Below are 1137 nucleotides of genomic sequence, written 5' to 3'. Positions count from 1 at the left end.
AACGCCGACCGCGAAAATTAGAAGAATTCGAACATCCACGATCGCATGCGATCGAACACTTTCCCGAGCCCTTTGCCATGACGCATGCCGGCAGCCTCCAAATTGTCGGCATGTTGACGCGCGTGGAGTAACAGCCCGACCCCGGTTGCATGCATCGGGTTGCTGACGATATCCCGTAACCCGCCGATGCCTGTCGGCGAGCCGCGCCGAGCCGGCAGATTCAACCCGCGTTCCGCCGCATCCGGCATGCCTTCCAGCAGCGAGGTTCCGCCCGTAATCACGACGCCTGCGCCGAGCATACCTTCATATCCGGCTCGCACGATTTCGCGCTTGACCAGATCGAACATTTCTTCAACACGCGGTTCCAGAATTTCTGCGATGTCGCGGCGCGTAAATTGCCGCGGCGGACGGTCGCCGACCGAGGGCACTTCCACCATCTGATGGCCGTGCACCAGTTCGGTGCGGGCAATGCCATGTTGCACTTTGATTTTTTCGGCGTCGGTTTGAGAGGTCAACAGCCCGATGGCCAAATCCTTCGTCAGATTCTGCCCGCCGATCGGAAGCACGGCCGTATGCCTGATGCTGCCGTCGAGGAAAATCGCGAGATCGGTCGTCCCACCGCCCAGATCCACCATCGCCACGCCCAGTTCGCGCTCTTCTGCGCTCAAGACGGCTTCGCTCGACGCAAGCGGCTGAAGAATGATGTCCACCACATCGAGGCCCGCACGATTCACGCTCTTGATAATGTTTTGCGCCGAGGTCACGGCCCCCGTAATCACATGAACATTGACCTCCAGCCGGTTGCCCGACATCCCCAGCGGCTCGCGGACCCCTTCCTGATCGTCGACCATGAATTCGCGTGGGAGGACGTGCAAAATGCGCCGTTCATGGGGAATGACGGCCAGCGTACGGGCGCTCTCCACGGCGCGACTGATGTCGTCGCGGGTCACTTCCTGCTTCTTGAGTGCCACCACGCCTTTGAGATTTTCTCCTGAAATGTGGCTGCCGGCGATGCCTGTATAGACCGAATTGATCTGCACGGCCGCCATGAGTTCCGCCTCTTCGACCGCTTTCTTGATCGACTCGACGGTGCTTTCGATGTTGACGACGACGCCCTTGCGAAGCCCACGCGAAGGG

At 60.1% G+C, this 1137-nt stretch carries 1 protein-coding gene; it reads right to left on the bottom strand.

Annotated elements, in window-relative coordinates; all coding sequences use genetic code 11:
• Nucleotides 1-17: 17 nt before the first annotated feature.
• The coding region (gene ftsA / locus KF784_20350) for a cell division protein FtsA (protein MBX3121408.1) at nucleotides 18-1137 on the bottom strand (1120 nt) is incomplete at its 5' end.

Source organism: Fimbriimonadaceae bacterium (assembly GCA_019638775.1).
Taxonomy (GTDB): domain Bacteria; phylum Armatimonadota; class Fimbriimonadia; order Fimbriimonadales; family Fimbriimonadaceae; genus JAHBTD01.
This window is presented reverse-complemented; position numbering and strand designations above follow the sequence as displayed.